1 protein-coding gene is annotated in these 814 nt (G+C 75.8%); it reads left to right on the top strand.

Annotated elements, in window-relative coordinates; genetic code table 11:
• Window positions 1-814 (top strand): hypothetical protein (locus tag AC2W7G_RS17540; protein WP_485869564.1); only part of this gene is annotated, 814 nt, incomplete at both ends.

Genomic DNA, 814 nt, shown 5'->3' with positions numbered 1-814 from the left:
GGGCGACCGGTCGCCGGCGCTGCGCCCGGCCTTCGAGCGCGCCGCCGAGCAGGCGCTCGACACGACGCCGGGGGAGTGGGCCGGCGAGCTGGCCGTCGTCACCGGCGCCAGCAAGGGATCCATCGCCGCGTCCGTGGTCGGCCGGCTCCTGGCCGGCGGCGCCACCGTCGTCGCGACCACGTCGTCGGTCGACCAGCGCAAGCTGGGCTTCTACAAGCAGCTGTTCCGCGACCACGCCCGTGGCGGCGCCGCCCTGTGGGTCGTCCCGGCCAACATGGCGTCCTTCGCCGACGTGGACGCGTTCGCGACCTGGCTGACGTCCGAGCAGACGCGCACCGTGCGCGGCGCCACCGAGGTGGTCAAGCCCGCGCTGACCCCGACGCTGCTGCTGCCGTTCGCGGCCGGACGCGTCGCGGGCGACCTCACCGAGGCCGGATCGCGCGCCGAGGTCGAGATGCGCATCCTGCTGTGGTCGGTCGAGCGGCTCGTGGGCGCCCTGAGCGGCGGTCGCGACCACGACCTGGCCTCCCGCCTGCACGTCGTCCTGCCGGGCTCGCCCAACCGCGGCACCTTCGGCGGCGACGGCGCGTACGGCGAGGCCAAGGCCGCGCTCGACGCCGTCGTCAACAAGTGGCACGCCGAGACGAGCTGGTCGCAGCGCGTCACGCTGGCCCACGCGGTCATCGGCTGGGTGCGCGGCACCGGGCTCATGGGCGGCAACGACCCGCTGGTCGAGGCCGTCGAGGCCGCCGGAGTCCGCACCTGGGCGCCCGAGGAGATGGCCGAGGCCCTGCTGGGCCTGTGCACGCCGCAG

Source organism: Aeromicrobium sp. PFPM2_SD2, from assembly GCF_057364525.1.
This window is presented reverse-complemented; position numbering and strand designations above follow the sequence as displayed.